Annotated in this window: 25 protein-coding genes and 1 pseudogene; 14 read left to right on the top strand and 12 right to left on the bottom strand. The window is 64.9% G+C overall.

The window, feature by feature from the left end:
- Positions 1-326 precede the first annotated feature (326 nt).
- On the top strand, positions 327-2,198 hold the full coding sequence (locus AC56QP_RS19120) for a DEAD/DEAH box helicase (RefSeq protein WP_489858536.1): 1,872 nt from the start codon (positions 327-329) through the stop codon (positions 2,196-2,198).
- On the opposite strand, the gene AC56QP_RS19115 is transcribed toward AC56QP_RS19120, so the two are convergent.
- Positions 2,195-3,640 (bottom strand): glycosyltransferase, encoded by a 1,446-nt coding sequence (locus AC56QP_RS19115; RefSeq protein ID WP_489858537.1) that lies wholly within the window; start codon positions 3,638-3,640, stop codon positions 2,195-2,197. The two genes, AC56QP_RS19120 and AC56QP_RS19115, sit on opposite strands and share 4 nt — an antisense overlap.
- Before the next feature lie 143 nt (positions 3,641-3,783).
- Between AC56QP_RS19115 and AC56QP_RS19110 the strand changes: the two genes are divergently transcribed.
- Positions 3,784-4,488 (top strand): DUF805 domain-containing protein, encoded by a 705-nt coding sequence (locus AC56QP_RS19110; protein WP_489858538.1) that lies wholly within the window; start codon positions 3,784-3,786, stop codon positions 4,486-4,488.
- Between the two features lie 97 nt (positions 4,489-4,585).
- Here AC56QP_RS19110 and AC56QP_RS19105 read toward each other — a convergent pair whose 3' ends face one another.
- From AC56QP_RS19105 to leuD, 6 genes and pseudogenes are all read right to left on the bottom strand, one after another.
- Positions 4,586-5,071 (bottom strand): GNAT family N-acetyltransferase, encoded by a 486-nt coding sequence (locus AC56QP_RS19105; RefSeq protein ID WP_489858539.1) that lies wholly within the window; start codon positions 5,069-5,071, stop codon positions 4,586-4,588.
- 4 nt (positions 5,072-5,075) lie between these two features.
- Positions 5,076-6,179, bottom strand: a complete 1,104-nt coding sequence (gene leuB / locus AC56QP_RS19100) for a 3-isopropylmalate dehydrogenase (RefSeq protein WP_489858540.1) — start codon at positions 6,177-6,179, stop codon at positions 5,076-5,078.
- 97 nt (positions 6,180-6,276) lie between these two features.
- Positions 6,277-6,626, bottom strand: a pseudogene (locus AC56QP_RS19095) (VOC family protein).
- 4 nt (positions 6,627-6,630) lie between these two features.
- The gene (locus AC56QP_RS19090; protein ID WP_489858541.1) at positions 6,631-7,014 is read right to left on the bottom strand and encodes a RidA family protein; all 384 of its coding nucleotides are present in this window, start codon (positions 7,012-7,014) and stop codon (positions 6,631-6,633) included.
- Positions 7,015-7,353: 339 nt separating this feature from the next.
- A complete protein-coding gene (locus AC56QP_RS19085) occupies positions 7,354-8,277 on the bottom strand; it encodes an Ivy family c-type lysozyme inhibitor (RefSeq protein ID WP_489858542.1) in 924 nt (307 codons plus the stop codon).
- Between the two features lie 71 nt (positions 8,278-8,348).
- Positions 8,349-8,954, bottom strand: coding sequence for a 3-isopropylmalate dehydratase small subunit (leuD, locus tag AC56QP_RS19080; protein ID WP_256753227.1), 606 nt, complete (start codon positions 8,952-8,954; stop codon positions 8,349-8,351).
- Positions 8,955-9,133: 179 nt separating this feature from the next.
- On the opposite strand from leuD, the gene AC56QP_RS19075 reads away from it, so the two are divergent.
- The 6 genes from AC56QP_RS19075 to AC56QP_RS19050 all read left to right on the top strand — a co-directional run bounded on the left by AC56QP_RS19075 (position 9,134) and on the right by AC56QP_RS19050 (position 12,236).
- On the top strand, positions 9,134-9,559 hold the full coding sequence (locus tag AC56QP_RS19075) for a GNAT family N-acetyltransferase (protein WP_489858543.1): 426 nt from the start codon (positions 9,134-9,136) through the stop codon (positions 9,557-9,559).
- 103 nt (positions 9,560-9,662) lie between these two features.
- Positions 9,663-9,974: an ArsR/SmtB family transcription factor gene (locus tag AC56QP_RS19070; protein ID WP_208604591.1), complete on the top strand. Its 312-nt coding sequence runs from the start codon at positions 9,663-9,665 to the stop codon at positions 9,972-9,974.
- Positions 9,974-10,420 carry an SRPBCC family protein gene (locus AC56QP_RS19065; protein ID WP_091575951.1) on the top strand — a complete coding sequence of 149 codons (447 nt, stop codon included), beginning with the start codon at positions 9,974-9,976 and terminating at the stop codon, positions 10,418-10,420. The genes AC56QP_RS19070 and AC56QP_RS19065 overlap by 1 nt, the downstream gene beginning before the upstream one ends.
- 44 nt (positions 10,421-10,464) lie before the next feature.
- Positions 10,465-10,956 carry an SRPBCC family protein gene (locus tag AC56QP_RS19060; protein WP_497100406.1) on the top strand — a complete coding sequence of 164 codons (492 nt, stop codon included), beginning with the start codon at positions 10,465-10,467 and terminating at the stop codon, positions 10,954-10,956.
- Positions 10,957-10,987: 31 nt separating this feature from the next.
- On the top strand, positions 10,988-11,419 hold the full coding sequence (locus AC56QP_RS19055; RefSeq protein ID WP_489858544.1) for an SRPBCC family protein: 432 nt from the start codon (positions 10,988-10,990) through the stop codon (positions 11,417-11,419).
- Positions 11,420-11,504: 85 nt separating this feature from the next.
- Complete coding sequence (locus AC56QP_RS19050) at positions 11,505-12,236, top strand: DUF72 domain-containing protein (RefSeq protein WP_489858545.1); 732 nt, start codon at positions 11,505-11,507, stop codon at positions 12,234-12,236.
- 48 nt (positions 12,237-12,284) lie between these two features.
- Here the strand turns inward: AC56QP_RS19050 and AC56QP_RS19045 are convergent, their stop codons facing one another.
- From AC56QP_RS19045 to AC56QP_RS19030, 4 genes are all read right to left on the bottom strand, one after another.
- Positions 12,285-13,451: an NAD(P)/FAD-dependent oxidoreductase gene (locus tag AC56QP_RS19045; RefSeq protein WP_489858546.1), complete on the bottom strand. Its 1,167-nt coding sequence runs from the start codon at positions 13,449-13,451 to the stop codon at positions 12,285-12,287.
- Between the two features lie 70 nt (positions 13,452-13,521).
- A complete protein-coding gene (locus AC56QP_RS19040; RefSeq protein ID WP_489858547.1) occupies positions 13,522-15,135 on the bottom strand; it encodes an ATP-binding protein in 1,614 nt (537 codons plus the stop codon).
- Positions 15,126-15,818 (bottom strand): response regulator, encoded by a 693-nt coding sequence (locus AC56QP_RS19035; RefSeq protein ID WP_489858548.1) that lies wholly within the window; start codon positions 15,816-15,818, stop codon positions 15,126-15,128. Before AC56QP_RS19035 ends, AC56QP_RS19040 begins: the two co-directional genes overlap by 10 nt.
- A 3-nt stretch (positions 15,819-15,821) precedes the next feature.
- Positions 15,822-17,363: a DUF4153 domain-containing protein gene (locus tag AC56QP_RS19030; RefSeq protein ID WP_489858549.1), complete on the bottom strand. Its 1,542-nt coding sequence runs from the start codon at positions 17,361-17,363 to the stop codon at positions 15,822-15,824.
- Between the two features lie 543 nt (positions 17,364-17,906).
- Here AC56QP_RS19030 and AC56QP_RS19025 point away from each other — a divergent pair.
- A complete protein-coding gene (locus AC56QP_RS19025) occupies positions 17,907-18,797 on the top strand; it encodes an HpcH/HpaI aldolase/citrate lyase family protein (RefSeq protein ID WP_489858550.1) in 891 nt (296 codons plus the stop codon).
- A gap of 100 nt (positions 18,798-18,897) precedes the next feature.
- Complete coding sequence (locus tag AC56QP_RS19020) at positions 18,898-19,104, top strand: DUF1737 domain-containing protein (protein WP_256753238.1); 207 nt, start codon at positions 18,898-18,900, stop codon at positions 19,102-19,104.
- Between the two features lie 190 nt (positions 19,105-19,294).
- Here the strand turns inward: AC56QP_RS19020 and AC56QP_RS19015 are convergent, their stop codons facing one another.
- Positions 19,295-19,717 carry a metallopeptidase family protein gene (locus AC56QP_RS19015; RefSeq protein WP_091575942.1) on the bottom strand — a complete coding sequence of 141 codons (423 nt, stop codon included), beginning with the start codon at positions 19,715-19,717 and terminating at the stop codon, positions 19,295-19,297.
- A 136-nt stretch (positions 19,718-19,853) separates the two neighbouring features.
- Between AC56QP_RS19015 and AC56QP_RS19010 the strand changes: the two genes are divergently transcribed.
- The 4 genes from AC56QP_RS19010 (at position 19,854) to AC56QP_RS18995 (ending at position 26,423) form a co-directional block, all read left to right on the top strand.
- Positions 19,854-20,486, top strand: a complete 633-nt coding sequence (locus tag AC56QP_RS19010) for a LysE family translocator (RefSeq protein WP_489858551.1) — start codon at positions 19,854-19,856, stop codon at positions 20,484-20,486.
- Between the two features lie 111 nt (positions 20,487-20,597).
- On the top strand, positions 20,598-21,659 hold the full coding sequence (locus tag AC56QP_RS19005; RefSeq protein WP_489858552.1) for an ImuA family protein: 1,062 nt from the start codon (positions 20,598-20,600) through the stop codon (positions 21,657-21,659).
- Entirely contained in the window at positions 21,601-23,076 is a 1,476-nt protein-coding gene (locus AC56QP_RS19000) for a DUF6504 family protein (RefSeq protein WP_489858553.1), read from the top strand. Before AC56QP_RS19005 ends, AC56QP_RS19000 begins: the two co-directional genes overlap by 59 nt.
- On the top strand, positions 23,073-26,423 hold the full coding sequence (locus tag AC56QP_RS18995; RefSeq protein WP_489858554.1) for an error-prone DNA polymerase: 3,351 nt from the start codon (positions 23,073-23,075) through the stop codon (positions 26,421-26,423). The genes AC56QP_RS19000 and AC56QP_RS18995 overlap by 4 nt, the downstream gene beginning before the upstream one ends.
- Positions 26,424-26,640 lie beyond the last annotated feature (217 nt).

Below are 26,640 nucleotides of genomic sequence, written 5' to 3'. Positions count from 1 at the left end.
AAGGGAATCACACCGTTTTGGTGGTGGTTTTTTTGGCCGTGGTTTTGCTGGAACGAGGGGACGCGCCGACACGCCCGGCCAGATGATTGTGGCCAGGGAGGTCGAATGCAGTAAAAGCCATCAAGAGGCCGCGCATCGAAAATGATCCCGTTCGAAGCGGGCTTTTACGCGGTTTGCGTAAAGAGTCAATTGCCGAGCGGCGCGGCTTTCCCTGTACAAGAGAGGCAGCAGGAAGTACGAACGGCCAAGATTGTTTGGCTGGCGCTGCGCCAGCTCCCGGCATGTGCTCCTTGACGAGCGCAGACCCTGAATTCCGAAAGAGCGAGATGTCCAACTTCGAAGCTATTGTTCCAGCGCTTGCCAGGGCGCTGGAAAAACGCGGCTATTCCGAGCTGACCCCGGTGCAAAAGGCGGTTCTGGCTCCCGAACTCGGGGAGGCCGACGCGCTGGTGTCCGCCCAGACCGGCTCCGGCAAGACCGTCGCCTTCGGCCTTGCCCTGGCGCCGACCCTTCTGGGCGACGCGGAGCGCTTTGGCCACGCCGCGGCACCGCTGGCTTTGGCCGTGGCGCCGACGCGCGAGCTGGCACTGCAGGTGACGCGCGAACTGGAATGGCTCTACGAGCTGACCGGCGCCACGGTGGCGTCCTGCGTCGGCGGCATGGACATGCGCTCGGAGCGGCGTGTGCTGGAGCGCGGCACCCATATCGTCGTCGGCACGCCCGGCCGCCTGCGCGACCACATCACCCGGCATTCGCTCGACATGTCGGCGCTCAAGGCCGTGGTGCTCGACGAGGCCGACGAGATGCTCGATCTCGGCTTTCGCGAGGACCTCGAATTCATCCTCGACGCCACACCGGCCGAGCGCCGCACGCTGATGTTCTCCGCCACCGTGCCGCGCTCCATCGCCACGCTGGCGCAAGGATACCAGCGCAACGCCGTGCGCATCTCGGCCGCCGGTGAGGAAAAGCAGCATCTCGACATCGAATACCGGGCGCTGAGCGTTGCCCAGGCCGACCGCGAGAACGCCATCATCAACGTGCTGCGCTACTACGAGGCCAAGAACGCGCTGGTGTTCTGCAACACCCGTGCCGCCGTCAACCATCTCACCGCGCGCTTCAACAACCGCAACTTTTCCGTCGTCGCGCTGTCGGGCGAACTCAGCCAGAACGAACGCAGCCATGCGCTGCAGGCGATGCGCGATGGCCGCGCCAAGGTCTGCATTGCCACCGATGTGGCGGCGCGCGGCATCGACCTGCCCAACCTTGAACTGGTGATCCACGCCGACCTGCCGACCAACCCGGAAACGCTGCTGCACCGCAGCGGGCGAACCGGCCGCGCCGGGCGCAAGGGCGTCAGCGCGCTGATCGTGCCCAACAGCGCCCGCAAGCGCACCGAACGGCTGTTGCAGAACGCCGGGCTCAAGGCCACCTGGGCAAACCCGCCCTCGGCCGACGATGTCATCCGGCGTGACGACGAGCGCATTCTTGCCGACCCGGCTTTCGACGAGCCGGTGAAGGATGACGAGCGCGGTTTCATCGACGCGCTTCTCGCCAGGCATGGCGCCGAACAGGTGGCGGCCGCCTTCGTGCGCCAGTGCCGCGCCAGTCGCTCGGCGCCCGAGGATCTGATGGAAATCGCGCCGTTCACGCCATCGCGTGAAAGACCGGCGGGCGAAAACTTCGCGCGCCGCGACGAGGCGCCCAGCCGCCGCGACGACTTCGGCGCCAGCGTCTGGTTCTCGCTGTCGATCGGCCGACGGCAGAATGCCGAGCCGCGCTGGCTGATCCCGATGCTATGCCGCACCGGCAGCATCACCAAGCGCGAGATCGGCGCCATCAAGATGCAGCCCGAAGAGACCTACGTGCAGATATCGGCCGATTGGGCCGATCGCTTCCTGGCGGCTATCGGTCCCGACCGCAAATTGCAGGGCAACATCGCGGTCAAGCGGCTCGAGGGCACGCCCGATCTGTCGCGGGCCGGCTACCAGCCGCCAAGCCCGGACAAGAAACCGCATCGCGGCAAGGCGCCGTTCGACCCGAACGCGCCGAAGCGCAAATTCGACAAGCACCCGGCATCGGCCGATCAACGCCCCGCCGGCGCATTCGAAGCCAAGCCGTGGGCGAAGAAGCCGGGCAAGCCGAAATTCGAAAACACCGGCGCGCCGAAGCACAAGAAAGCGAAGAAGCGGCCGGCTTAGCGGAGCCGCGCGGTTTGCGGCGCGGCGGCCGCGACATTGCCAGCCACGCTTGCCTGCAGTCCTGCCTTGATGGCAGCCCAGCTTGCCGATGCCGGCGTCGGCCGATGCTGTTGCAAGATGCGCTCCGCCAGCGAGGAACGCCAGGCATGATCCTCCGCCATCCTGCGGATGGCAGCGTACCAGCCGGCCTGGTCGTTGGAATCGATCGCCGGCATCAGCCCGCCGGTCGCCTCGATCAGCGAAGGCGTCGTCGAGACGATGACCGGAATGCCGAAATCGAGGCATTCCGAGGCGCCGTAGCCCCAGCCTTCGATATGCGAGGGAAAGACGCCGAAGGACGCGCTGCGATAGTAGCGGATCAGTTCCTCGTCGCTGACCAGCCCGGTGAAGGTGACCGACTGCAGCAGGCCGGGGTGAGCCTTGAGATAGGCGCGCAGCGGCTCGATCATCCAGCCCCAGCGCCCGGCGCAGACAAGCCTCGGCAGCTTGACCCCTTCCTCGAGCGCCTGTTGCCAGATGCGGGCCAGCAGGATGTGGTTCTTGCGCACTTCGATGGTCGAGCAATAGAGCACGAACGGCTCGCCTGCCTCGATGCGAGAGGTCGCGCCGATGCGCGATGCCGTCTCGTGCAGGATGGAAGGCATCGGAAACCGATACACCACGGGCGGTTCGAGGCCGGCCTTGCGCATATGATCGGTTAGGGTGGCGCCGACCTCGTCGGAAGCGCAGAACGCTGGTGCGCCGGAGCGAACGAGCTGCTCGAGATAGGACCCGAAACGACGCTCGCCGTTGCCCGCGCCAAGCAGGTCGGGGCGTAGTGCCGGGATGATATCGTGGCAGAGGAAGGCAAGCTTGCCGGCGGCGCCCGAGACAGCGGACCGGTCTTCCTGGGTCAGGATGCGATGGCTGATCAGCACAAGGCTGCATTCGGCCTCGGCGGTCCGGTGCGGAGCATCCTGGCTCGGCCCCAGACGGATCCGCGCCCGCCGATACAGGCGATAGGCGCGGATCAGCAGCCTCGTCGCGCGATAGGCAACCCCCTTCCGGCCGTTGGTCACCGTCTTGGCGAGGTGACGGTCTGCCTCGCGCTTGTCCCATGGCTGTTGCCTTACCGCCTCGAAAGCCTGCGACAACGCCATGCTTCTTCCCGGCCATCGTTTGACACGCTGAGGTGAGATCTCGCCGGTCGCGACATGGTCCTGTTCGTAGGGAGCAAGCGGTCGAAACCGGCCTTCCCCGGACCGGAACGCCACCACGTCCACGCAAGGGTCGGGATCCGCCAACGCCGCGTCGATCAGAAAGCTCTCCACCCGCGGGATGCCCGCCAGACACTTGCCGGGCGGCCACAACATCAGCCCGGTGGCGTCGATGGCCAGTGTCAGGGGCGTTATGACCTCCCCGTCCTCGGTGACGACGCTGGCATCAGAACGCTCGGCTGTCATTGTCTGCTTTTGGCGAAAGCGATTGCACTTCCTGTCTTATGCTTCATTTGCCACGGGGACGGTAGCCATGTCGCGCGGCCTTGCCGACAGGTTGGCCCCTGTGCCACACCTTGGCCCGGGACGTGGCGACAAGGGGGTGGGTGATGCGCGGCGAAGTGCTTCACTATGACGAGGATCAGGGCTTCGGCTTCATCACCGGGGCGGATGGCAACCGTTACACGTTCAGGCGCGAGGACCTGCGCCGCGAAACCGCCATGGCACGAGGCACGAGGGTCGAATTCCAGCCGGACGGCGGCCAGGCGCGTGACGTTTTTTCGATCACCGCCCAGGCCCTGGCCAGCGATGCCAGTGCGAACGCGGCGGTGGCTCAAGCGGGCGATGCGCCGGCAGCGCGCGCCTCCCAGGCGCAGCATTTCGGCCGGTCCTCCGAGCCAGCCGAACCCACCGACCTGTGGGGCTATTTCTGGCGCGGCCTGACGGGCAACTACTTCAATTTCGCCGGCCGCGCCCGCCGCAAGGAATATTGGGGCTATTGCCTGTTCTGGACGATCGCTTTGTTGGCGATCGTTGGCATCGGCATTTTTGCCGATGTCGAGATGGGCAATCTCGACAGCGCCGAGATGCCGGCGGTGACGGTCGGGCTTTTCGGCGTTTTCCTGCTGGGCACGTTCCTGCCCGGCCTCGGCATGATCGTGCGCCGCCTGCACGATATCGGCCTGCCGGGCTGGCTCTGCCTGGTGATGCTCATCCCCTCCATCGGCGGCCTGATCATCCTGGTCTTCGCCCTGATCCCGACGCAGGCCAGGGAAAACCAGTGGGGGCCGGTGCCGGCAGGGATCAGGGTTTAGTTATTACGTGCATATTGAAATCCGAAACAACCCTGAGTAGGGTAGCTGCCAGGCGAAACAGGGGGCAGGAAACCCTGGGGATCGGTGCCGGCTGGCGTCAGGGTCTAGCCGCAATCGCCAGTGACTCGCCCGACAATCTGAGGAAAATCTTCTGGCCGTGGCGTTCGGCGCCGAGCCGCGCGTAGAAACGCAGCGCGCCCTCGTTCCAGTCCTCGGCGGTCAGGTCAATGCGGCCGATGCCGTGGCGACCGCAATGGTCGGCGAGAAAGCCGATCAGCGCGCGGCCGATGCCGGCGTTGCGAGCCTTGCCGCGCACGAACAGGTCCTTGAGGAACAAGAGCCGCTCGAGATCGATGCCGGGATGCGCGATCGCCACCGATGCCAGGCCGCTGACCTCTCCCTCGACGAGGGCGAGCGCGAAATGCGGATAGGCCGGACTTTCCTCGGCCAGCCATTTCTGCGCCGCGGCAAGGGCCCGGTCGTGGTCGAGTGGCGGCTGCCGGTAATGCACCGCCATCTCGCATAGCATGGCCGCGAGTGCGGCCGCATCCTCGGTCGTCGCCCAGCGGACGTCGACCGCCATCGGCTCAGCCCAGGAATTTGGCGATGATCGCGTCGCCCATCCGCACCGTGCCGACCTCGGTCATGCCTTCGGACATGATGTCCTTGGTGCGCAGGCCATCGTCGAGCACGGCGGCGATGGCGCCCTCGAGACGGTCGGCTTCCGCCACCATGCCGAAGGAATAACGCAGGCACATGGCGAAGGAGGCGATCATGGCGATCGGGTTGGCAATGCCCTTGCCTGCAATGTCCGGCGCCGAGCCGTGCACCGGCTCGTAGAGCGCCTTGCGCTTCTTGGTCTTGGCATCCGGGGCGCCGAGCGAGGCCGACGGCAGCATGCCGATCGAGCCGGTCAGCATGGCGGCGATGTCGGACAGCATGTCGCCGAAGAGATTGTCGGTGACGATGACGTCGAACTGCTTGGGCCAGCGCACCAGCTGCATGCCGCCGGCATCAGCCAGCATGTGGTCGAGTTTGACGTCTGAATAGCGCGCCTTGTGGGTCTGGGTGACGACCTCGTTCCACAGCACGCCCGACTTCATGACATTGCGCTTTTCCATCGAGGTGACGTGGTTCTTGCGGGTACGCGCCAACTCGAAGGCGACGCCCGAAATGCGCTCGATCTCGAACGTGTCGTAGACCTGGGTGTCGATGCCGCGCTTCTGGCCGTTGCCGAGATCGATGATCTGCTTGGGCTCGCCGAAATAGACGCCGCCGGTCAGCTCGCGCACGATGAGGATGTCGAGGCCTTCGACCACTTCCTGCTTGAGCGAGGAGGACGCCGCCAGCGCCGGATAGCAGATGGCGGGTCGCAGATTGGCGAACAGCTCCATGTCCTTGCGCAGCCGCAGCAGGCCGGCTTCGGGGCGCACTTCGTAAGGAACGGCATCCCATTTCGGCCCGCCGACGGCGCCGAACAGCACCGCGTCGGCGGCCATCGCCTTTGCCATGTCGGCATCGGAAATCGCAGCCCCATGCGCGTCGTAGGCGCAGCCGCCGACCAGACCGTCCTCGGTGACGAAGCCGCTGCCGAGCTTTTCGTTCATGGCCGATATCAGCTTCTTCACCTCGGCCATGGCCTCGGGGCCGATGCCGTCGCCGGCGAGCAGGAAAAGATGCTTCGTTGCCATGGAGAAACCGTCCCAGAAAGATTTTGAACCGCGGCCTTGCTAAACGCCAAGCGCTTGCGACGCAAGCCTGCAGGTCAACAGCTGGAGCACGATGTCGTCACCGATGCGAGAGAATGTTGACCAGCCTGCCATAGGGATCGCGCACATAGAAGCGCCGCACGCCCCAGGGCTCGTCGGCCGGCCCGTATTCGATGGCGAAGCCGGCGGTCTTCATGGCTTCAAGCGCGGCATCGACATCGTCGACCTCGATCGACAGATCCGGCACCGGCGTGCCGGACCCACCTTCGGTCATAAAGCTCACCTGCACGGCCTTCGTCTCGGCAGAGCCGTATGTGACGATCCAGCCCTGATCCATCAGGACATCAAGTCCGAGCACGTCGTGATAGAAACGCTTGCCGCCGCGATGTCCTGCGTGGCGATGTTGGCAATGATGCGCTTGACCTTCATCCGATCAAGCTGTCCGCCGCAGCGCCGTCACCTCGATCTCGATCTTCATTTCCGGCTTGTTGAGCTGGCAGACGATCATCGTTGCCGCCGGCCTGATGTCGCCGAACGTCTCGCCCAGGATCGGGAAGACGATATCCACGAAGGCCTGGTCGGTGATGTAGTAATGCGCGCGCACCACATCGGCCATCGCGAAGCCGCCATCCTGCAACGCCTTGCCGATCGTCGCCAGGCAGTTGCGCGTCTGCGCCTCGATCGTCTCCGGCATCGTCATCGTCGCATAGTCGTAGCCGGTCGTGCCGGACACGAAACACCAGTCGCCCTGCACCACGGCACGCGAATAGCCGGCGGTCTTTTCGAATGGCGAGCCAGTGGAGATCAGTTTTCGCATGGAGGCCTCCTTACATTGATCCGCGTCGTCTAGCAGAGGAGGGTGACCCGGTCGTGGGCCAAGTCGAGGGGACAATTGTCACGATGCGGCGAAGTCCAGCCGCGGAGATTCCAGCCAGGGCATCTCTGGCATCGTCATCCTATGGCGAAGCAAGGAGCGTAGCGACGCGGCGCAGACCATAGGATCCATGCCACGACTTCAAGGCGTTGCAGCGCTACAGAATTATGCCCCGCCGCGCTGTTCGGCCGACGTCGCGGCATGGATCCTCGGGTCTGCGCTCCGCTGCGCGTCGCTCCGCCCGTGGATGACGAAAGCGCGATGCAAGCGCCGCCCGCACCCCTAATTCGCGGACCCCAGCGCCTTGTCCAACGCCTCCTTCACATCGGCAGGCCATGTCGTTACCGCCGGCCAGGCGTTCGGCTCGCCATTGTCGCCGCGGCGGGCGAAATACAATTTGTGCTGCGCCGGGTCGACCGCCATGAAGCCGTCATTGCCGCCGCAATCATGCGGCACGCAGCCGCTGGCGTAGAAGGCGCCCGACGCGGTCTTTTCCGTGCCGCCGCCGACCAGCAGGCTGGTCGCCATGTCGGGCATGTCCTTGCCGAGCAGCTTTGCGGCCTCCTTGTAGACGGCCTCGTTGTGGAAGGCGTCGATGATGTTGTCGTATTTCGACGGATCGACATCCTTCCAGTCGGTGCCGGGCTCCGGCATGTAGGTCAGGTTGCCCGAGGTGGTCAGCCCGTCGGTGGGCGACCATTGCAAAGCCGGCTTTGCATCGCCCGGCAGCAGATAGGGCACGAAATAGATGGCGTTGTCGGACACCGCCGATGGCGGCGCGCCGCAGTCGTCCTGCTCGACCGTCGTGCTCTGGATGGTGCCGCCCTCCGGCTTCCAGACGATCACCGTGGCCGGGCCGCATTGATTGCCGCCATCGCCGACATCGAACAGCGCCACCTTCAAGCCGCCGACCTCGACGATCCTGTCGAAGAAGACGTCATAGTTGCTGGCCAGTTGCTGGCCGTCATAGGCAAGCACCTTCTCACCGTCCTGCTCCGGCTGGGTGATAGTCAGATGGCCGCCTTCGAACGGAACAGGCGCTTGGCTGTCGTCATCGGAAACGTCGGCGGCGCCCGTGCCCTGATCGGCGGCAGGTTTTTCTGCCGCCGGTGTCTGCTGCGCGGCGGGCGTCTGCGTCTGGGCAAACGCGGTGGGGACCAGCAACAAGGCCGCCGCGCAAGCGCCGGCTAAAAGCGAACGTGTCATGACTGTCCCTCCCTTCAGTCGCCACGAGCCCGGCCTGAAAGGGCCGGGCCTATCCGTCGGACAGGTGCCGCTCAGGCCCAGGGGCGCAGTTCGGCGTTCCGTTTCTCGAACGAGGCGATGGCGCCGGCCTTCTCCATGGTCAGGCCGATGTCGTCGAGCCCGTTGAGCATGCAGTGCCGCTTGAAATCGTCGAGGTCGAACTTGACCACGCCTCCATCCGGCCCGCGGATTTCCTTGGCTTCGAGGTCGATCGACAGAGTGGCGTTCGAGCCGCGCGAAGCATCGTCCATCAGCTTCTCGAGGTCCTCGGGGCTGACGGTGATCGGCAGCACGCCGTTCTTGAAGCAGTTGTTGTAGAAGATGTCGGCGAACGAGGTCGAGATGACGCAGCGGATGCCGAAGTCGAGCAGCGCCCACGGCGCGTGCTCGCGGCTCGAGCCGCAGCCGAAATTGTCGCCGGCGACCAGGATCTGCGCCTTGCGGTAGGCCGGCTTGTTGAGCACGAAATCCGGGTTTTCCGAGCCGTCGTCATTGTAGCGCATTTCGGCGAACAGCCCGGTGCCAAGTCCGGTGCGCTTGATCGTCTTCAGATAATCCTTCGGGATGATCATGTCGGTATCGACATTGACGATCGGCATCGGAGCGGCGACGCCGGTGAGCTTGGTGAATTTTTCCATGGCTTTGGCCCGTGTTTTCGTTGCGGGAGGATTTGCTGGGGCCCGGTTTACACAAAGCCGCGGGCAAATAAAAGGCAACTGTTTGTGCTGGTGGCCCAAGCCGGACCGCATGTCGCCCGAAAGTGGCCTCGGCGCGAAAGTGGCTTCGAATTCGCCGGCCTATGGTGCAGTCTGCGGTTATGGCGGAAAACTCCCAGATCCTCTACGCACGCGAACCAGAGCTCGACGTCGCCGAGTTCCGCCGCGTGCTGGTGGAATCCGGCCTCGGCGAAACCCGCCCCGTCGATGATGAAGCGCGACTGCGGGCGATGCTGTCAGGCGCCAATCTGGTGCTGACGGCGCGTCTCGATGTGGAAGGCAGGCCGCTGATCGGCGTTATCAGGGCCGTCACCGACTTTTCCTGGGTCTGCTACATCTCGGAACTCGCCGTCTCCCAATCGGCGCAAGGGCTTGGCATCGGCAAGGGCCTGATGGACGAGGCGCGGCGCCAGCTGGGGCCGTCCGTTGCCGTCAGCCTGATCTCCATGCCCGACGCCGTCGGCTTCTACGAGCGCATCGGCATGAAGCACATGGCCGACGCCTTCTGGTTCTCCCGCAAGCGCTGACGCCTTCCACTCATGATCGCCTGCCTGACAGGACAGGCAACTTTTCGTGATCCGCAAGCCGCCTTGACATGCAACCAAATGGTTGCATATTAGAGTCATGAGCATGGATGCCGTCTTTCGCGCACTGGCCGACCCGACACGCCGGCAATTGCTGGACAGCCTCCATGCCAGGAACGGGCAGACGCTGAACGCGCTGTGCGCGGAGATGGACATGACGCGCCAGGCGGTGACCAAGCACCTGGCGATCCTGGAGGAGGCGAACCTCGTCACCACCATCCGCAAGGGGCGCGAGAAGGAGCACTACCTCAACCCCGTTCCCATCAACGAGATCGCCGACCGCTGGATCGGCAAGTTCGAACGGGGACGGCTGACCGCCCTCAGCGACTTGAAGAAACGCCTCGAAAGGGAAGACTGATGAGCAACAGCTTCGTTTACGTGACCTACATCCGCACCACGCCCGAAAAGCTCTGGGAGGCGCTGACCGACCCGGAGTTCAACCGGCAGTTCTTCCTCTGCTCCTATCAGGAGAGCGATTGGAAGGTGGGCTCCAGCTGGAAGCTGATGTTCCCCGACGGGCGCCTTGCCGACAGCGGTGAAATCCTCGAGATCGACCCGCCGCGACGCCTGGTGATCAAATGGCGCAATGAATGGATGCCGGAGGTGAAGGCCGACGGCTACACGCGCTGCACCTTCACCATCGAGCAGGACGGCGAGTTGATGAAGCTTGCCGTCACCCATGAGGCGGACGGGCCGCACAGCCTGATCGGCAACGTCGCCAAGGGCTGGCCGCTGGTGCTGGCCAGCCTGAAGAGCCTGCTCGAGACCGGCAAGGGTTTTGAGCGCCCGCCATCAAAAGGCTGAAAGCCTCGTTTCGATCCCGAAACAAATATCAGGCGGAGGCATCGATGATGCATGATCCTGTGATACGGAGCATGACCAACGGCGAGACGATCATGGCATCAGCCAGGATAGAAGCGCCCCCGGAGCGCATCTTCAGCGCGCTGGTTACGGATGAGGTCGAGCAATGGTGGGGTTCAGCCGACACCTACCGGATGACAGATTGGTCGGCTGACCTTCGTGTCGGCGGCCATTGGAACGTCACTGTGCGCTGGGCTGACGGCAGGGACCTGCCGGCCGGCGGTGAATTCCTCGAGATCGAGGCGCCGCGCCGGATCGTGCAGACGCGCGCCTATCAGTGGGATCATCCCACGCTTGGCCGGCGGCAAACGACGGTCGCCTGGCTGCTGGAGCCGGTCGCCACCGGCACGCGCGTCACCATCTGCCATGGCGGCTTTGCCGGCCTGGGTGAAGCAGCGGCCGAACATGCCGAAGGCTGGGGACGGGTGCTGAGTTGGCTGCAGACTTATGCGAGTTCGGGTTGCCGGGCTGCAGCCTAACGAAGCTTCTAACCGTAAGAAGGAGGATGCCATGAAGGAAATCTGGCACGAGATCAGCATCAAGAGCCCTCCAAGCACGATCTACCAAGCGTTGACGCAAGCGGACAAGCTTGCGCAATGGTGGATTCCCGACACGCGGGGCGAGTCCAAAACCGGCAACATACTGGAGTTTCGCTTTGGAGAGGGCTGTCAGCTCATGCGGGTGTCCGCCCTCGAACCGGACCGGCTGGTGTGCTGGCAGCCGGAAGAGGACGATTCGGACTGGGCCGGAACGCAGGTCCAGTTCACCGTTGTGCCCGTCGACGGTCAGTCTACTGTCCAGTTCCGCCATTCAGGATTTCGTGGCAATGCCGAGCGCTATCCCTACTACTCGATGAGCTGGGCGGTGTTCCTGCTGAGCCTCAAGCAACTCGTCGAGGACGGCGAGGGATTCCCGTTTCCGAACCGCTGGATTCACCAGTAAGGCAAAGTCGATCCGCAATCTTGCTCCGCGCACACTTGGCTGCACCCCGCCTTGACCCGCGCCGCGTCTGGTCCACATCCTCGGCATGGGAAAGCGCGGATGTTTCATAGGCACGGCCGGCTGGGGCATTCCGACGCGATACAAGGAAGACTTCCCACAACCCGGTTCGCATCTTGAACGATATGCCCAGCGCCTTCGGGTCGTCGAAATCGACACGTCCTTCTACAAGCCGCATCGCCGCGAGACCTATGAGCGCTGGACACGCGCCGTGCCGGAGCACTTCCGCTTTGCCGTCAAGACACCGAAGGCGATGACCCATGAGCATCGTCTCGTCGATTGCGATGCGCTTGCCGACATGTTTCTGCAACAGATCGAAGGTCTCGGCGCAAAGCTGAGCATACTTTTGGTCCAGCTGCCGCCGAGCTTGCGCTTCGAACCGGATATCGCGGGCGGTTTCTTCGACATGTTGAGCAAGCGAACAAAGTCCAGGCTCGTATGCGAACCGCGCCATCCGAGCTGGTTCGAAGCGGAGGCGGAGGCGCTTCTGGCCGGTTGCCACGTCGCACGTGTTGCGGCCGATCCGGCCCCGGTTCCCGCCGCCGCGGTGCCGGGCGGCTGGTCCGGCCTTGCCTATTTTCGCTGGCACGGCGCCCCGCGCGTCTACTATTCCGACTACGATGCCGAAAGTCTCGACCGGATCGGTCGGCAGGTGAAGGTGGCGGCCGCTACGGGCGCGGAGGTCTGGGGCATTTTCGACAACACGGCCGGAGGCCATGCACTCGGCAACGCCCTCGCTGTCGACGCGATGGTTACCTAGCCGCGGTCTTCCCTTCTCCCCCTGTGGGAGAAGGCAGGGCGGCCTCACTCAAATCACATTCAATTCCCGGAACGCCCGTCCCTCGGCCACGCGTTCGTAACCAAACGCCGAGCAATCCACAGTGCGGTAGCCGCCATGCACGATCAGTTCGGCCAGCGCCTTGCCGACCGCCGGCGCCTGCTGCAGGCCGTGGCCGGAGAATCCGTTGGCGAACAGGAAATTGCCGACCTGCGGATGCGCCCCGATCACCGCGTTCTGGTCAAGCGTGTTGTAGTCGTAATGGCCGGCCCAGGCGCGCGTCGGCTTGATCGCCTCGAAGGCGGGGATGCGGGTCGCCAGCACCGGCCAGATCACCTCTTCGAACAGCGGCCAGTCGACGTCGAAATCCTTGGGATCAGCGGGGCCGTCGCCCTCTTCCGGCTCGGCACCGCCGGTGAGGTAGACCGAGCCTTCCGGCCGCACGTAAATTCCGGAGGGATCGACCAGCAGCGGCATGTCGGCGTATTTTTCGCGCGCCTCGAAGACGAAGACGTTGCGCTTGCGCGGCTCGACCGGCAGCGCCAGCCCGGCCAAAGCCGCGACCTTGCCGGCATTCGGCCCGGCGGCATTGACGACGATGCCGGCCTCCAGCGTCTGGCCATTGTCGAGGGAGACGCTGGTGATGCGGCCGCCCTGCCGCTCGATGCCGGTGACATCAGCGGTGATGAAATCGATCTTCTTCTCCCGCAGCGCCTTGCGGAACAGCATCAGCATCGCATGCGCGTCGAACCAGCCCTCGCCGGTCCGGCCATAGGCGCCGGCGGAAATGCCCTCAGTCGACAGCCACGCGAAGCGCCGCGTCAGCTGCTCGGCGTCCTCGAACACGATATCGGCGCCCTCGGCGATCTGCGCCTCGTGATTAGCCTTGAGGATCGGCAAGCCATTCTCACCGGCGAGAATGAGATAGCCGCCCTCGCGGAAACCGATATCGGCGTCGGCACCGAACTCTTCCTTGAGCCGCCGGAACAGTTTCAGCGTGAATTGCGACAGCCGGATGTTTTCGGGAATGGAGAATTGCTGACGGATCGAGGCCATGGACAGCGTCGTCGCCGCGTGGGCGAATTGCGGATCGCGCTCGATCAGCGCGATCGAGCCGGAAAACCCTTCCTCGCGCAAATAGTAGGCGATCGAGGATCCGACGATGGCCCCGCCGATGATGACGATGTCGTAGCGCACGCTTTTGCCTTTCCAAGCCTGGAGCATGACCCCGAAAAGTGGGCACCGGTTTCGGAATCAGGCTCCAATTTCATACAACCGGCAGATTGATCTCGAAGCGCGTGCCGCGTTCGGAGTCAACCAGCCTGATCGTACCATCATGCGCTTTCAGGAGGGCCAGCACGATGCCGAGGCCCATGCCGGTGCCGCCCGAATCGCGGCGCGTGGTGAAGAACGGCTCGAAGATGTGCGCCCGGTTGCTGGCTGAAATGCCGGCGCCGTCGTCGTCGACCATGATGGTCGCCCTGCCCTCGGCGTTCGCCACCGTGACCGAAACCTGCGTCGCGCCATGCCTGGCCGAATTGTCGAAGAGATTGGCAAGCACGATGGCCCCGTTCTCGGCCGATATGCGCAAGGTCAGATCGCCGCCGGCCTCGACGCGGACCGCCAGCCTGGTGTCGATCGGGAGCAGCGCCAGCACCGCAGCAATCGAGGTGCTTTCGCCGCTCGGTGCACGATTTTCAGCGCGCGCGAGCTCGAGCAGGCGCCGCACAAGCAGATTGAGCCGCCCCGCATCGGTGACGATATTGTTGGAGAATCGCCGCCGCTCGGCATCGTCCATCGCCGAGCCGGAATCGCGCAGCAATTCGGCCGCGCCCTGGATCGCCGTCAGCGGCGATTTCAGCTCGTGCGAGACATGGGTGGCGAACGTCTGGATGCTGTCCGACCGCGCCTGCAGTTTTTCCGCCATGTCGAGGAAGGCGGCGGAAAGCTCCGCCATCTCGTATGTGCCGTGATGATCGAGCGGCCTGATGGCGTCGCGATCACCGGCGGCAATGCGCTGGGTGCGGTCGATCAGCGCATAGATCGGGCGGCTGACGGTGCGCAGGAAGACCAGGCCGATGAGCAGCGTGCCGCCAAGGATGGCGATCGCCGCCAACGTCACCTTGCCGCGCTCGCCATAGAGATGTTTTACAATGTTGTTGGGCGTCCGCGAGACATAGACCACGCCGGCGACCCGGCCCTCGACGGCCACCGGCAAGGCGACGAAGACCCGCACCCTGGTGCCGCGGCTGACAGAATAGAGCGGCGGCGTGGGCTGGTCGGGAATGCGCAGCCTGAGTGCGCTGGCATAGCGCCCGGCGAGCGCCTCGCGCACCTCCTCGGCCTCGCCAAGCGACTGCCCGACCTCGTTGCGCCCGGCAATGACGACGCCTTTGGGGTCAAGCAGCCGGAAGCCGGCCAGCGTGGTTTTCTGCGTGGCGTCGAGAATGCCGGACAGGCGCGCGCCGATCACGGCGAAGGCAGGATCGGCAGTGGCAGCGACCGCCGCCGGCCGTGTCGGAAGCACATAATCGGAGGCCAGATCGAGGCGCGGTTCGATCGGCCGATAGCCCGGGTCGATACTTCGGCCCGGGTCGACGCTCCGGCTCGCGCTTGCGTTTGCCTGCGGCATCGCCGCACCGAGTTTTTCCTGGGGGATGCCGGCGTCCCGCACGTCCTGCGCATAGATGGCGGCGATGGCGGCACCTTGCGCGATCAGCTCCGCTTCGGTCTGGCGGATCAGCTGGTTCTCGTAGAGACGGAAGAAGAACAGGCCGACCAGCGGCAACGCCATCACCATGATCAGGATGGCAACGACGACCGTGGCGAGACGCGGCCGCCACTTGCGGCCAATCCATTTGCGCGAGGTCGTCAGCCGCATCGGCCAAGCCGGAAGCCGACGCCATGCACGGTCTCGATGACATCCGGGCAACCCAACGCCGCCAGCTTGGCGCGGATGTTGCGGATATGGCTGTCGACGGTGCGGTCGGCGACATGGACCTTGCCGGCATAGGCACTGGCCATCACCGCGTCGCGGTCGAGCACATGCGTAGGCCGCGCCAGAAACCCCTTCAGGATCGAGAACTCGATTCCCGTCAGGGCAAGCGGCTTGCCATCGAAGCTGGCGGCGTGGCTGACCGGCGCCAGGGCTAGCTTGCCGTGCGCGAACTGCCTGTCGTCGGCCGGTTCGGCCGGGGCCGGGCGGGCGCGCCGCAGGATGACGTTGACGCGGGCGACCAGCTCTCGCGGGCTGAACGGTTTCGTCACATAGTCGTCGCCACCCATTTCGAGCCCGAGGATGCGGTCGATCTCCTCGTCGCGCGCCGACAGGAACAGCACCGGCACGTTGGATGTCTGCCGCAGCCGCCGGCAGACCTCCAGCCCATCCATCTCCGGCATGCCGATGTCGAGCACGACCAGGTCAGGTGTGCGCCGTTCGACCGCCTGCAGGGCGGCGGCGCCATCGGAAACGGCTGAAGTCTTCATGCCGGCCTTTTCCAGCGCGAAGCAGATCACTTCGCGGATATGCGGATCATCGTCGGCGACGAGGATGTGATGCGGCATGGATCAGCGGCCCGGCAAGGAAGGTTGCGGAGGCTGAGGAAGCACGAGCGACCCCTTGCTGTCGAGATATCGAAGCAGGCGCCAGTCGCGAAAGCTCCAGGCCCGCCAGTTCTGCTGGACGGTGCGATACCAGTCTTCGTCACTGGCCCGCAATCCTTCAAGTTCGCGGACAGCGCCCGCGGCAGGCGTTTTGCCCTGATGATCGAAGAAACGATCGAGCGCCGGAAACGCGCCCGGACCGAGCGAGCGCAGATACCAGGCGTCGAGGGTAATGCCCTGGCCGGTCATTTCGAGGGAATGGTCGACATTGTAATTGGCGATCGTTGCTGCGAAGTTGATGAAACAGCAGGCATAAAGCGTCGCCGATAACGTCAGAAGATTGGCGGACAGCAGCCATTCATTGGATTTTCCAAGCGCGATGCGGGCGATGATCAGGGCAAGGCCGGCCGCCACCAGCCCCATCCAGACGAAAGCGGCGACGCGCCAGTAGGTCAGCGCATAGATGCCGATATAGAGGTCGAGGCGCAGGATCGACGAGATGACCAGCATGATGTTCTGCGCCACCCAGGCATAGACCAGCCGGCGGATGACCGGATCGGCCGATGTCGTGCTGCCGGGCCGCAGCGCCGCCAGCACGAAGCCGGCGGCAAGCAGCGCGGTGACGACCAAGGGATAGGCGCCGCGATGCGCATAGGCGGCGTAGCTCAAGCTGTCGGGAAGGGCGGCCCCGCCCCACAGATAGGCGGCGTCGAGTCCGGTCTGCAGCGCAAACAGCATGTTGAAGATAACAAGCGCGCGAAGAATGGCCGCCTTGCCGAACAGGATATCCTCGATGGTGGTGACGGTTCCCTCGGACCGAGCGCTAATATCGGCCGCTGCCGCGCGCGGGACGCGGCGAAAAAGACGCGGCAGGCGTGGCCGCAAGAAGGCCCAGACGCCGGCGAGCACGAACAGCCAGAAGGCAATCCGCGCCAGCTGGATGAGATCGAGCAGCTTCAGAAGGTCGATCAGCGACAGCCAGTAATCGATGACCGGATTAGCGGCGCCGAACAGCGCCAGGAAGACCGCGCCCAGGGTCAGCGGCATCACCCAGACGGCGAGCGCCGCCAGGCGGACGCGGCGCCGGCCGGACCATCGCGCCGTCTTGCGCCAGCGGATGAAATCGCCAACGAGCCGGAACGGCGCCGCAAGCAGGAACAGCGCGGTCTGGCCGGCAATGCGGGCGATGCTATGTCGCAGCCGGCCGCTAAGCGAAAGCGCGAAGACGATCATCGCCGCAAGCGCGACCGACACCGACAGGCCGCAGACATTCTCCGTGAGCGGCAGCAGCGCGACAAGCAGAGCGGCAGGCTTGATCCACAGCCTGCCGTCGCTGAAGGCGGCGGGATGCACGGCGACGACGGCAGCGGCAATCAGGATGGCGAACAGGAAAACCGTGATGCCGGCGGGCTGGCCGTAGAAGAGGAAATCCGCAAGTGCTGCCAGCAGCACGGCAACACCGAAGCGGCTGCAATAGCTCGGCGCGGCGGTAAACAATGATGTCATGACCTGACCTTCCTGATCGCTTCCGACCGCATTGTCGGCGGGCTCCTGCGGACAAAGGGAATGAGAATCGCCGTGGGATTCGCGCGCGGCGGATCGACCAGCCACCAGCCTTCGCTGCGCAATCGGTAGGGCAGGGACCAACGGGGTTTTGCTCGCTTGTGCATGCCGCCTGTCTCGCAGGCCGGCCAGGAAACGATTGGGCGGATTGGAGGAGGTTTTCCGCAAGCGTGTGCAGTTTTCGTGCAGGGGCACGCTTTACTGCTGGTGTACTGCCCGCCCTCCTTTCCGAGCGTTGGCGCTGCCCCTCACCTGCCTGCCGGCATCCTCTCCCCGTAAACGGGGCGAGGGGCGCTCGTCGCCGCTTTCGCCAATCATCAGTGTTGCAGGAAGGGAGCCGAGGTTGCGGCCAGCCTCTTTCGCCCCGTTTACGGGGAGAAATGCCCGGCAGGGCAATGAGGGGCGGTGCCAGCTTTCGCGATTGGCCCGTCTCAGGTACGGGTCGGACGGCTTGCCTCCACCAACCGCACGCGGCATAGATCAGGCATGGAACCCTATCGCCCGCGCCGTTCAGTGCTCTACGTCCCGGCCTCCAACGACAAGGCCTTGGCCAAGATCGCGCGGCTTTCCTGCGACGCCGTCATCATCGACCTCGAGGATGCCGTCGCCCCGGCCGACAAGGTTGCGGCGCGCGAAAAGCTGGCGGGGATTTTCGCCAGCCGCCCGGTTGCCAACCACTTTGGCCACCGCTGCGAGATGGTCGTGCGCGTCAACGCGCTGGCCAGCGAATGGGGCGCCGCCGACCTGCTGGCCGCGGCAGGTTGCGAGCCGGATGGCATCCTCTTGCCCAAGGTCGACGCACCGCGCGACCTGCTCGAGGCCGGCGATGTGCTCGACGACAATTTTGCCCCGGACAGCGTGAAACTATGGGCGATGATCGAGACGCCCAAGGCACTGCTCAACATCGGCACCATAGCTGAACTTGGCCGGGATCCGGCCTCGCGTCTGGTTTGTTTCGTTGCCGGAACGAATGATTTGGTCAAGGATACCGGCGTGCTGGCGACACCCGACCGGCGCTATCTCGTGCCGTGGCTGATGCAGATGGTGCTGGCGGCGCGTGCCGGCGGTCTCGACATGCTCGATGGCGTCTCCAACGATTTTCGCGACCTCGAAGCCTTCGCCCAGGAATGTGTGGAAGCGGCCGCCATGGGATTCGACGGCAAGACCCTCATCCATCCGGCCCAGATCGAGGCGGCCAACCGCGCCTTTGCGCCGTCCACTCAAGCTGTGGCCGAGGCGCGCCTGGTCAGCCAGGCCTTCGCGCTTCCGGAGAACACCGGCAAGGGCGTGATCGCGCTGAATGGCAAGATGGTCGAGCGGCTGCACCTGGCGCAGGCTGAAAAACTGCTGGCGAAGGCAGCCGCCATCGGCGCATGATCCCGAACCGAAGGTCGGCGAAGCAAGAAGCGGGAACCGGTTTTCGGAAAAGATCATGCTCGAAACAAAGAAGACAGAGCACTCACGACAGGACTGAAAAATGAAACTCTACCGCTTTCTGACCGGCCCGGACGACGCCAGCTTCTGCCACAAGGTGACGGCGGCGCTGAACAAGGGCTGGCACCTGTTCGGCTCGCCGACCTATGGCTATGACAAGAAGGCCAAGGCCATGCGCTGCGGCCAGGCCGTGGTCAAGGACGTCGAGGGCCAGGAATATGGGCCCGATACCAAGCTCAGCGACTGGTAGAGTTTGCAAAGCGCCAACGCAGGCTGTGTCGAGATTCAGGTCAGGCCGAGTCGGAGTCGAAGACGGGCGCGAAGCGACCAAACTGGGTGGTGCCCGAGAACCGGAGCGGAGCGTACTTTTGGGTACGTGAGCACCGGAAGCGCAGGGGACCGCCATTTGCAGGCCGGCATCACCTGAATATCGGCACAGCCTATTCCGCCGCCTCTTCGATCCGCTCCATATCATCGTCCGACAGGCCGAAATGATGGCCGATCTCGTGGATCAGCACATGGGTGACGATGTCGCCCAGCGTTTCCTCGTTTTCGGCCCAGTAGTCGAGCATGGCGCGGCGATAGAGCGTGATGCGGTTCGGCCCTTCGCCGGTCTGCGGATTCCAGCGTTCGGCGATGCCGCGTCCTTCGAACAGGCCGAGCAGGTCGAACGGCGTTTCCAGCGACAAATCGTCCATGATCTCGTCGGTCGGGAATTCGGCGATCTGGATGATGATCTCGCCGGTCAGCTTGCGGAACTCCTCCGGCAGGTGGGCGTAGGACTCCAGCGCCAGGAACTCCAATTCCTCCATGGATGGCGAGAACTGGTCGTGCCAGGTGCGGGTCTTGTAGATGCGGGCCATGCTTTGTCCTTTGAACCCGGCATATAGGCTTTCGCGCCGGAATCGGCAAATGACGCGGCAATTCCTGTTTCAGCGCCTTTGCCGCTGCCGGGGAATCGCGTACGGGTCAGTTCCGGCCATGTACTAGGGAGCTCTCATGCCGGACCTTTCCACAATTGGACTTTTCGCGATTGCTTGCCTCGCTCTGACCGCGACGCCGGGGCCGGACATGCTGTTGATCGCCTCCCGCAGCGCCAGCCAGGGGCGCGCCTCGGGCCTGGCGACCTATGCCGGCATCGCTGCCGGCACCTATTGCCATGCGCTGGCCGCCGCCTTCGGCCTGTCGCAATTGTTCCTTGCCGCGCCCATCGCTTACGACATTGTGCGTTATGCCGGCGCGGCCTACCTCGCCTATCTCGCCTGGAAGGCATTCCGTTCCGCCGGAACGGCATTTGCACCGGTCGCCGGCCTGCCGCGCTATTCGCAGGCCCGCATCTTCCGGCAAGGATTGCTGACCAATCTGCTCAACCCGAAGATGGCGCTGTTCGTGCTCGCGCTTTTCCCGCAGTTCGTGCGCCCTGAGGCCGGCTCCGTCGCGGGCCAGATCCTGGTGCTGGCGACCGTCCTCAACCTGATCGGGCTGGTGATCAATGGCCTGGTCATCCTGACCGCCAGCCGGATCGGCGCGGCCTTGTCGAAGCGCACGCGGTTTCGGCGAGCGCCCCAGATCCTGCTGGGAACCGTGTTTGCAGGGCTTGCGGCACGGCTGGCGTTTGGCGGCCAGCGCTGAAGCAGGCAACCGCGGAGGAATAAATTCCTTGTGACTCTGCTTGACTCTTGGGGCACCCTCTGGAATCTATAGGAACATAACAGGAACAATTGTGAGTGGAAGCTGACCGTCATGGCGATGACCGCCGTGGCGCGGGAGACTGTTTTTGCCCTGCGCCGCCAGATCGCGAAGATCGAGGGAACGCTGCCCGAGCGCCTGCAGGCGCCGGCTGGCGCGCCCCTTGATGCCGATGTCAGCGCCGATCTCACCCCCAACACCGATCTTACAATCGTCCGGCGCGGCATTGCCGCGGCGTTGCCGGATGCCTTCCTGCCCACCGGCGTCGAGCGGCTCGATGCCGCCCTGAGCGGCGGCCTGCCGAAAGCCGCCCTGAGCGAAATCCATGGCACGCAGACCCGCGATGCCGGAGCCGTCGCCGGCTTCGCTCTGTCGCTCACGAGCCTGATCCTCAAGCAGGCGCAGGGGCTGCCGGTGCTGTGGATCGGCACGTCGGAGATTTTCCGCGAGGCCGGCTTTCCCTATGCCAGGGGGCTTCGGGCCTCGTTCGGCATCGAGCCCGAACAATTGCTGTTTTCCGAGGCGCCAAAACTTGTCGATGCGCTGTGGGTCGCCGAGGAGGCCGCCCGGATGACGGCGCTCGCCGCCGTCATCCTTGAAATCCGCGGCAATCCGCAGCGGCTGGACCTGACCGCGACGCGCCGGCTGCACTCAAGGGCGCTAGGTGCCGGCCGGCCGGTGTTCCTTCTGCGGCAGGCGGCCGAGCCCGAGCCGACGGCGGCACCCGTCCGCCTCATCGTCGCGTCGGCGCCGGCAACACCGCGCGACACCATCGCCGGGCCGCTCGCCGGCTCGATCGGCCGCCCGGCCTTCACCGTCACCATCGGCAAGAGCCGCACGGCCCTGCCTGGACAATTCACACTGGAGTGGAACCCCGATGAACGCGCATTCGACGAAAGAGCGGGCGACGAAAGAAGGGGCGAGGAAAGACAGAAAGAACGGGCAAAGGATCCTGTCCCTGTGGTTTCCCTATCTGGCAGCGGAAAGGATCCTGCGGCAGCGTCTGGGGCGGTCCTGGCGTTCCCGGCCCTCGGATCACCTGCCGCACCCACCGCTCGTGATCAGCCACCGCCAAGGCAACGCGCAGCGCATCTCGGCCCTCGACGAGCGGGCTGAGGCGCTGCACCTGAAGCGCGACATGGGCATCGCCGATGCGCGCGCCATGCATCCGTCGATCGACATCGTCGAGGCCGATCCGGAGGCTGACCGCCGCCTGCTTGAAGGTCTTGCCGACTGGTGCGACCGCTACACCCCGCTGGTGGCGCTGGACAGTGCCGACGGCCTGTTTCTCGACATCACCGGCTGCAGCCATCTGTTCGGCGGCGAACGCGCCATGCTGGGCGACATCCTGTCGCGCTTCTTCCATCAGGGTTTTGATGTCCGCGCCGGGCTTGCCGCCACGCCGGGCGCGGCCTGGGCCGCGGCACGGTTTTCCGGCGACCGCATCGTGCCTTCCGGTGAGGAGGAAGCGCTGCTGGCGCCCTTGCCGTTGGCGGCGCTGCGCATCGAGCCGGCGACCCGCGCCAGCCTGGAAAGCGTCGGCCTGCGCACGGCGGGCGCCGTCATGGCCGCACCACGCGCGCCGCTCGCCCGCCGTTTCGGCGCCTCCTTGCTGCTGCGCCTCGACCAGGCGCTTGGCCGTCTCGACGAGGCTGTTTCGCCGCGCCTTCCCGTCGCGCCGCTTTCGGTCGAACGCCATCTGGCCGAACCCGTCACCCTGACCGAGGATATCGAACGGCTGGTGGGCATGCTGGCGACGACATTGAAGACCGACCTCGAGCGTCGCGGCGAGGGCGCCAGGACGCTGGCGCTGCTGCTCTTTCGCGTCGACGGCGCCGTCAGCCGCATCGCGCTCGGCACCTCGCGGCCGCTACGCGAACCGGTGCTGATCCAGAAATTGTTCCATGAACGGCTGGCCGCGCTCGAGCAGGATATCGATGCCGGCTATGGCTTCGATCTCGTCCGGCTCTCGGTGCTGGCGGCGGCCACCTTCGACATGCAGCAGGCCGACCTTGCCGGCGAGACGACCGACGACGGCGCCGATATCGCGCTGTTCGCAGACCGCATCCGCGCCCGGCTCGGCGATGGCGCGGTTTTGCGGCCGGTCACCGTCGAAAGCCATCTGCCGGAGCGCGCCGTCGCCACGATCCCCTTCACCGAAGCCCCGCGCCGGACCACGCCGCCGAAGAAGCCGGACCGGATGCAGGCGCCGGTGACCGTCTTCTCGCCGGAACGGCCGATCCGGCTTTTCCGCTCGCCCGAACCCATCGATGTGCCGGCCACCGAAATGCCCGAGGGACCGCCGCTGAATTTCCGCTGGCGGCGCGCGCTCTACCGGATCACGCGCGCCGAGGGGCCGGAACGCATCGCCGCCGAATGGTGGCATGAAGCCGCGAGCGACGAGGCGGCATCGACACGCGATTATTTCCGCATCGAGGATGCCGACGGCCGCCGCTACTGGCTCTACCGGCAAGGCCTCTATGGCGGCTCCCAGGTGCCGCCGCGCTGGTTCATGCATGGTGTCTTCGTATGAATGCGCTGACCGTCATTCCCTATGCCGAGTTCGGCATCCAGTCGAATTTCTCCTTCCTGCGCGGCGCCTCCAAGCCCGAGGAGCTGGTGGTCGCGGCCAAGCTCATGGGCTTCTCGGCGATCGGGCTTGCCGACCGCAACACGGTGGCAGGCGTGGTGCGCGCCTGGCAGCAGGCCAAGGTCGAGGCGCTTTCCTATCACCCCGGCTGCCGGCTGGTTTTTGGCGACGGCACGCCGGACATTCTCGCCTATCCGCGGGACCGCAAGGGCTGGGGGCATCTCTGCCGCATGCTCACCCAGGCCAATCTGCGCGACGAAACCGAAAAGGGCGCCACCCTTCTCCAGCGCGGCGATCTGCTCGAATGGGGTGACCTCATGTCGCTGGCGGTCCTGCCCGATCTGTTGACGGGCGCGCAGGACAGTCTCGCTCTGCTTCGCCAGCTCAAGGACCGTTTCGGCAGGAACCTGCGGCTTGGCGTCTCGCCTGACTATGCAGGCAATGACCGTTTCCGCATCGAGCAGGCGGCAGCACTGGCGGAGATCGCCGGCATCCCGCTGATGGCGACCAACGACGTCCTCTACCACACGGCGGAACGACGCCCGTTGCAGGACGTGCTGACCGCGATCCGCCTCAACACGCCCGTCGCCGAGGTGGGGCTGCAGCTGGCCGCCAATGCCGAGCGCCATCTGAAGCCGCCGATGGAGATGGCGCGCCTGTTCCGCCGACATCCGCAGGCACTGGCCGAGACCTTGCGCTTCGCGCAGGAGCTGACCTTCTCGCTCAGCGACCTCCAGTACAATTATCCGGATGAGCCGACGGAATCGGGCCTCGGCCCGCAAGCCGAGCTCGAAAGGTTGGCGCGGGAGGGAGCGACCAGGCGTTTCCCGGGTGGTGTCCCGGCCAGCGTCATAAAACGCATCGAGGAAGAGCTCGCTCTGATCGAGCGTCTCAACTACGCGCGTTACTTCCTGACCGTCTACGACATCATCAAATTCGCCCGCAGCCAGAACATCCTCTGCCAGGGCCGAGGCTCGGCTGCCAATTCGATTATCTGCTTCTGCATCGGCATCACCGAGGTGGGGCCGGACAAGATCGATACGCTGTTCGAGCGCTTCATTTCCGAGGAGCGGAACGAGCCGCCCGACATCGACGTCGACTTCGAGCACGAGCGACGCGAAGAGGTCATGCAGTACATCTATACGAAATACAGTTCCAAACGCACCGCGCTTGCCGCCGCCGTCATCAGCTATCGTGGCCGCTCGGCGCTGCGCGAAGTGTCGAAGGCGATGGGCCTTTCGGAGGATGTCCGGGCGTCGCTGTCCGGCTCGATCTGGGGCTGGTCGACCTCGGAACTCGGCGAGAAGGAAGCCCGCGCCGGCGGCCTCGACCGCACCGACCCCACATCGCGGCATGTGATGGAGCGGGCCAACGAGATCATGGGCTTCCCCCGCCACCTCTCCCAGCATGTCGGCGGCTTCGTCATCACCAGGGACCGGCTCGACGAGATCGTCCCTATCGTCAAGACGGCGATGGACGAGCGCAAGATGGTCGAGTGGGACAAGGACGATCTCGACGCGGTGAAGATCCTAAAGGTGGATGTGCTGGCGCTCGGCATGTTGACCTGCCTCCAGCGCGCCTTCACCTTGCTTACCGACCACTATCCGAAGGCGCGGGACCCATATGGGCAACCCTATGTGCTCGCCACCCTGCCGGCAGAGGACCAACGTGTCTATGACATGATCTGCCGCGCCGATACGCTCGGCGTCTTCCAGATCGAATCGCGCGCGCAGATGTCGATGCTGCCACGGCTCCAGCCGCGAGATTTTTATGACCTTGTCATCGAGGTGGCGATCGTTCGGCCGGGTCCGATCCAGGGCGATATGGTCCATCCCTATCTGCGCCGGCGGCAAGGCAAGGAGAAGGCCGAATATCAGAAGGCGGAATTGAAAGAGATCCTCGGCAAGACGCTCGGCGTGCCGCTGTTCCAGGAACAGGCGATGAAGATCGCCATCGTCGCCGGCGGCTTCAAGCCGGGCGAAGCCGACGAACTGCGCCGCGCCATGGCCACCTTCAAGCGCACCGGCACGATCGGCAATTACCGCCAGCGCATGATCGACGGCATGGTCGGCAAGGGCTACACGAAGGACTTCGCCGAGCGCTGTTTCAAGCAGATCGAGGGCTTTGGCGAATATGGCTTTCCCGAAAGCCACGCCGCCTCCTTCGCCCTGCTCGTCTATGCCTCCTGCTGGTTCAAGACCTTCTATCCCGACGTGTTCTGCGCCGCGATCCTGAACTCGCAGCCGATGGGATTCTATCAGCCGGCCCAGCTCGTCCGCGACGCGCGCGACCATGGCGTCGAGATCCGCGACGTCGACGTCAATTTCTCCGTCTGGGACTGCACTTTGGAAAAAACGCCTTTCGACCCGGCCCGCATCCTCGCGCGCCATGCCGAAATGCGTGGCGTCATCAAGACAGATCACGCGCTGCGGCTCGGCTTCCGTCAGATCAAGGGCCTGTCGGAGGAGCGCATGAAGATTTTCTTCGCCAGGCGTGGCGACGGCTACGAATCCGTCAGGGATATCTGGCTGCGTTCCGGCCTCGATGTCGACGAGATCGAAAGGCTGGCGCAGGCCGACGCCTTCCGCTCGCTTGGCCTCGATCGCCGCGAGGCGCTATGGGCGGTGCGCGCGCTCGACGGCAAGAGCGCCGCCGAAAGGCTGCCGCTGTTCGACCAGCCGGCGGTCCGCCTGCGCGAGCTGGAGCCGGAGACGAAGCTGCCGCAAATGCCGCTCGGCGAACATGTCATCCACGACTACCGTTCGCTCGGCCTGTCGCTGAAGGCGCATCCGGTTGCCTTCCTGCGCGAGCGGCTCGACCGGGCCGGCGTCACACCCAATGCCAACCTGCCTTCGGTACGCGACGGCAGGCGGGTCTCCGTCGCCGGGCTTGTCCTGGTGCGGCAGCGGCCCGGCAAGGGCAACGCGATCTTCCTGACGCTGGAGGACGACAAGGCCGTCGCCAATGTCATCTTCTGGGAGAGAACCTTTACCCGCTATCGGCCCATCGTCATGGGGGCGCGGTTCGTCCGGGTCACCGGGAAATTACAGTCGGAATCGGGTGTGATCCATATCGTCGCCGAGAAGATCGAGGACCTGACGCCCTGGCTGACCGTGCTTCTGGAGAAGGTCAGCGAGGCCAGACCGTCGATCGCCGGCCCACCGGCCCCCAAGGAGGGACCGGATCGCGATGGCCGACCCGCGCCGCGGAACGCACCGATCGGAAAGGATCTCGCAACGCTGTCGGAAGAAGCGGAGAGGGTCATGCCCAAGGGGCGGAATTTTCAGTAGGCGTGGTCCACGCTTTCGGCACCCAACCTTCGTCATCCACGGGCGGAGCAGGAGCGAAGCGACGTCGCGAAGACCCGAGGATCCATGCCGCGACATCGATCAAAGAATACCACGGTCCTGAATGGTAACTTCATCCCACGCCTGTGGCAGCCACCTCTCACCGTGCCACGTGTCGCGCTACACACCGAAGGGAAGAAGCCCTCCATTTTGGCCCGCC

This window comes from Mesorhizobium sp. RCAM 05104 (genome assembly GCF_059683645.1).
The sequence above is the reverse complement of the archived record's forward strand: the minus strand, read 5'-3'. Positions and strand labels throughout refer to the sequence as shown.